8 protein-coding genes are annotated in these 4,425 nt (G+C 66.8%); 4 read left to right on the top strand and 4 right to left on the bottom strand.

The features are described from left to right. Window positions 1-770, bottom strand: a 770-nt coding sequence (gene ligD, locus Q4F73_RS11715; RefSeq protein ID WP_303359523.1) for a non-homologous end-joining DNA ligase, incomplete at its 3' end; no start/stop codon positions are given. A 3-nt stretch (window positions 771-773) separates the two neighbouring features. Between ligD and Q4F73_RS11710 the strand changes: the two genes are divergently transcribed. After that, on the top strand, window positions 774-1,574 hold the full coding sequence (locus Q4F73_RS11710) for a Ku protein (protein WP_303359522.1): 801 nt from the start codon (window positions 774-776) through the stop codon (window positions 1,572-1,574). Here Q4F73_RS11710 and Q4F73_RS11705 read toward each other — a convergent pair. Genes Q4F73_RS11705 through Q4F73_RS11695 form a run of 3 tightly spaced genes read right to left on the bottom strand, consistent with a single transcriptional unit; the run spans window position 1,571 to window position 2,794 of the window. Continuing rightward, window positions 1,571-2,017: a hypothetical protein gene (locus Q4F73_RS11705; protein WP_303359521.1), complete on the bottom strand. Its 447-nt coding sequence runs from the start codon at window positions 2,015-2,017 to the stop codon at window positions 1,571-1,573. The genes Q4F73_RS11710 and Q4F73_RS11705 overlap by 4 nt on opposite strands. Before the next feature lie 4 nt (window positions 2,018-2,021). Further along, window positions 2,022-2,624 (bottom strand): hypothetical protein, encoded by a 603-nt coding sequence (locus Q4F73_RS11700; RefSeq protein ID WP_303359520.1) that lies wholly within the window; start codon window positions 2,622-2,624, stop codon window positions 2,022-2,024. Then, on the bottom strand, window positions 2,624-2,794 hold the full coding sequence (locus Q4F73_RS11695; protein WP_303359519.1) for a hypothetical protein: 171 nt from the start codon (window positions 2,792-2,794) through the stop codon (window positions 2,624-2,626). The genes Q4F73_RS11700 and Q4F73_RS11695 overlap by 1 nt, the downstream gene beginning before the upstream one ends. Before the next feature lie 36 nt (window positions 2,795-2,830). Here Q4F73_RS11695 and Q4F73_RS11690 point away from each other — a divergent pair, with 36 nt between their 5' ends. The 3 genes from Q4F73_RS11690 to Q4F73_RS11680 all read left to right on the top strand — a co-directional run. After that, window positions 2,831-3,514 carry a type 1 glutamine amidotransferase domain-containing protein gene (locus Q4F73_RS11690; protein ID WP_303359518.1) on the top strand — a complete coding sequence of 228 codons (684 nt, stop codon included), beginning with the start codon at window positions 2,831-2,833 and terminating at the stop codon, window positions 3,512-3,514. A 1-nt stretch (window position 3,515) separates the two neighbouring features. After that, complete coding sequence (locus tag Q4F73_RS11685; protein ID WP_303359517.1) at window positions 3,516-4,025, top strand: DnaB-like helicase N-terminal domain-containing protein; 510 nt, start codon at window positions 3,516-3,518, stop codon at window positions 4,023-4,025. 2 nt (window positions 4,026-4,027) lie between these two features. Beyond that, window positions 4,028-4,425, top strand: a 398-nt coding sequence (locus tag Q4F73_RS11680; RefSeq protein WP_303359516.1) for a DUF3592 domain-containing protein, incomplete at its 3' end; no start/stop codon positions are given.

Below are 4,425 nucleotides of genomic sequence, written 5' to 3'. Positions count from 1 at the left end.
GAGTAGGGGCTGATCGTCGTCTTGGAGCCGTTGTTCTGCGACCAGTCGATGAAGACCTTCCCGGCGCGCGCGGACTTCTTCATCGTGGCGGTGACCTCGTCCGGGTGGTCGGCCTCGAGCGCGCGGGCCAGCTCGCGGGCGACCTGGGAGATGGTCTCGGAGTTGTGCTGCCCGTCGAGTGCGGCGTAGAGGTGGATGCCCTTCGACCCGGAGGTCACGGGGTAGGCGGGCATGCCCATGTCCGCGAGGATCTCCCGGCACCACCGCGCGACCTCGGCGCATTCGGGCAGGCCCACCCCGGGTCCCGGATCGAGGTCGAGCACCAGGCGGTCCGGGTTGCGGGGCTGGCCGTTGGCGCCGAAACGCCACTGCGGGGTGTGCAGTTCGAGCGCCGCGACCTGGGCGAACCAGGCCAGCACCGCCGCCTCGTCGGCAAGCGGGTAGTGGTTGGTGGTGCTCTTGTGGGAGATCTTCCCGGTGGGGATCCACTCGGGCGCGGAATCCTCCAGGTCCTTGGCGAAGAACACCTGCCCCGGGTCCTTCTCCGTGCCCACCCCGTCGACCCAGCGTTTCCGGGTGACCGGGCGGCGGGATATCTGCGGGAGGAGGACGTCGGCCACGGCGAGGTAGTAGTGCATGACGTCGGCCTTCGTCGTGCCCGTCGCCGGGTAGAGCACCTTGTCCAGGCTGCTCACGGCGAGTGTGCGCCCGCCGACCTGGAACCGCTTTCTGCTGCCCACCATGGCCTGCCCTTCCTGTATAGGCTTCATGCTATGCGCGCAGTATGGACCGGAGCCATCACGTTCGGACTCGTCAACGTCCCCGTCAAGGCCTACGGGGCGGTGGAGGACCATGACATCTCCTTCCACCAGGTCCACGACAAGGACGGCGGTCGGATCCGCTACGAGCGACGCTGCGAGGTGTGCGGCGAGAAGGTCGAGTACGCCAACATCGACAAGGCGTATGAGGAGGACGGCGACACCGTCGTCATGACGGACGAGGACTTCGATTCCCTCCCCGAGGCCGATAACAACGAGATCGAGGTCGTCCAGTTCGTCCCCTCCGAGCAGGTCGATCCGATCATGCTCGAGCGCAGCTATTTCCTCGAGCCCGAGGGCAAGACCCCGAAGTCCTACCTGCTGCTGCGCCAGACGCTCGAGGCGACGGACCGCACCGCCATCGTCACCTTCGCCCTGCGCCAGAAGACCCGCCTCGGTGCCCTGCGGGTGCGCGGGAAGGTGCTGGTCCTGCAGGGTCTGCTGTGGGCGGACGAGGTCCGCGAGGTCGACTTCAAGGGCACGAAGTCGCGCGCGAAGATCTCCGACAAGGAGCTCGAGCTCTCCGCCGCGCTCGTCGAGCAGTACGCCTCCGACTTCACCCCGGAGAAGTTCGAGGACGAGTATCAGGTGGAGCTGCGCAAGCTTATCGACGCCAAGCTCAAGGCCGGCGACACCCTCGACACGGAGGCCACCTTCGGCGAGCAGCCGGAGGAGGACTCCGACGACGCCGACGTCGTCGACCTCATGGAGGCGCTCAAGGCGTCGCTGGACAAGAAGCGCTCGAAGAGTGCTTAGCGCCTATCGGGAACCCGTGCCCACAGCGCTCGGTGCCTCGAGTGCAGGGCGACGGGGAGGATGAGGCCTGCCAGGGCGAAGGTACCCAGGCGGTTGATGGCCAGGTCCTCCACCATGCCCGCGCTCGGCAGTCCGTAGCCGAGGACCACGATGAATGCCAGGAAGCCGAGAATGACCCACGCCGCGACCTGTACTGTCCGCCCCGCCAGAAGCAGACCAACGCCGGCGGCGATCTGGATGGTGGCCAGCACCAGGGTCAGCACGCCGATGTGGGGCATGACGACGCTGTCCCACAGCTGCGCCAGCCCCGGCACCAGAGCAGTCCGGGAGAACACGGCGTAGCTGTCGGGGGCACTGCGCCCGAGCACGATGTGGACCACGCCCGCCGCGACGAAGATGACGGCGAAGACGATCCTGGCGATGAGGGTGTAGTACCTGTTCATGGCGTCAGCGGAAGGCGAACTCCACCCGGGCCTGCTCATCAATGCCGGCGACGATGCCCCGGTAGAACGCCCGGGTCTGGTCCTGCAGGAGGCTGCGGTTGGCGGTGATGTGTTCACGCTTCTCGTGGTCGCCGAGGATCTCGGTGATGATGGCAGCGGTGTCGATGTCCGGGGAGACGAAGCTGAGTATCTGCCCGTCCTCGAGCACCGTCTCGAACGTCGGCTCGGTGTACCCGATGAAAATGAACTCCGGAACGGTGATGAGGAAGCGATCCTCCCCGGTTTTCTCGATGCGCACCGCGCTCCCCTCCAGGCCGAGTTTCGCCTGGTAGCTGTACTGCAGGAAGTTGGTCCGCGCGGTGCCCGGCACATCCCATCCCAACGCCGTGAGGCGGGACTGCGTCTTGTGCAGGCCCTGGGTGGCGGTGCTGAGCAGGACGATCTGCTCCTCGCGTTGAACGGCGGTGATGACCTCCGAGCCGTCGGACTCGACCTCGACGGAGACGGGATCGCGCAGCATCCCGACCGTACTGCCCCCGATGAAGGCGAACACCAGCGCCGCCACCAGGGCGATGACCGCCAGGATGGCGATGACCTTGCGGCCCATCACGGTCGCCTGTCCGCCAGGGCCCGTCGCACCACGACCACCAAGGACACGATCATGAGAATGAGACCGATGCCGCCCAAGCCGGGTGAGTCGTCGAGTTCCCCGAGGTAGAGCAGGACCGCACCCAGCAGCACGGCCGCCAGCGCCAGGAGGTAGGGAAGAATCTTCATGGTGACGAGACTACTCCCGGCGTGGACAATGGGTTCATGACGACCATCCTCCACGTTGTGACCAACGTCGCCCACTTCGACGATCCCGCCGACACAACCGGCCTGTGGCTCTCCGAGCTCACCCACGCCTGGGAGGTCTTCGAGTCCCACGGTTTCGAGCAGCGCATCATCAGTCCCGCCGGCGGCTACGTCCCGCTCGACGAGCGCTCCCTGAAGTTCCCCGCCAAGGAGAAGACCGCCGAGGCCTGGCTCTCCGATCCCGAGAAGATGGCTCTGCTGGGCACGACCACCGCCGCCTCCGAGGTCGACTCCACCGGGGTCGACGCCCTCTGGTTCGCCGGCGGCCACGGCGCCATGTACGACTTCCCCGACAACCCCGACCTCCAGCGCCTCACGCGCGAGGTCTTCGAGACCGGAGGCATCGTCGCCGCCGTGTGTCACGGGTACTGCGGCCTGCTCAACACCCGTCTGTCCGACGGTTCCCTGCTTATCGACGCCCGCCAGATCACCGGTTTCACCTGGGCCGAGGAGAAACTGGCGCTCGTCGATAAGCTCGTCCCCTACAACGTCGAGGAGGAGGCCAAGGCGCGCGGCGCGGTGTTCCGCAAAGCGACGTTGCCCTTCGTGTCCCACACGGAGACCGACGGCACCCTCATCACCGGTCAGAACCCGGCCTCCGCGAAGGCCACCGCGGAGCTCGTCGCGGGGGCGCTGTCCTGACATGCTCGACGAGGACGAGGGGGTCATCTCACCCGAGCTCGACCCCGAGGCGCACCTGCTGTGCGGACTCATGTGGGCCCCGCGCGAGCACCCCGCCAGCGACGAGGTGTGTGGGGTGCTCACACCCGGGGACTTCCACGACACGCATTATGGGGCGCTCTTCGGATTCATTGCTTCTCGACGCCACGCCGGTCACCCCGTCGATCCCGCCAGCCTCGGCTCGGCCCTGTCCGAGCTGGGGGACACCGCTCCCCTGCCGCGGCACGTCGCGAAGCATCTGCTCCTCGAACTGACCACCCTCCGGGTCGTCCCCGAGCTGGTCACCGCCTACGCCGACCAGGTCCTGGGTCTGTCCTACCGCCGCCAGTACATGTCCATGGCCACCGCGCTGCTCCACACCGGGCAGACCAGGCCGGAAAGCGAGCTGTTCCCCACCCTGGTCGACCACGGGCGAGCGCAACGGGCGGCGTGGGAACGTCGCCAGGCATTTCGCACCCCACCCAAGGAGTAACCGTGTCAGCCCCTTTCTCCTTCATTTATGTGGCGGTGTCGGTGGTGATGATCGCCGTCGGGCTGTACCTGCTCTATCAGGCGATTCGTCTACGGTCTGTCCTGCGGGAGCTGGCACAGCGAGGGGAAAAGACGACGGGGCGGGTCGTCGACTCCCGGGTACACACCTGGGAAAACTCCCGGGGCAGGGAGTTTACAAGCCTCATCGAGACCGTGGAGTTCCGTACCCTCGGCGGCCGCTCCATCCGTGGGCGCCCACGTTTTTCTGACGCCGGGCTCACCGACCGCACCGGGCACAGCGTGCACATCATCTACCTGCCGGATGATCCGGACACGTTCGTCGCGCCCCGCGATGGCAGGCAGCAGTCAGGCAGGGATGTCCTCATCAGAGTGATCGCCGG

Origin of the sequence: Corynebacterium sp., assembly GCF_030535495.1 — a bacterium.
GTDB lineage: Bacteria > Actinomycetota > Actinomycetes > Mycobacteriales > Mycobacteriaceae > Corynebacterium.
Note: the sequence above shows the minus strand (reverse complement) of the source record. Positions and strands in the feature narration are given on the sequence as shown.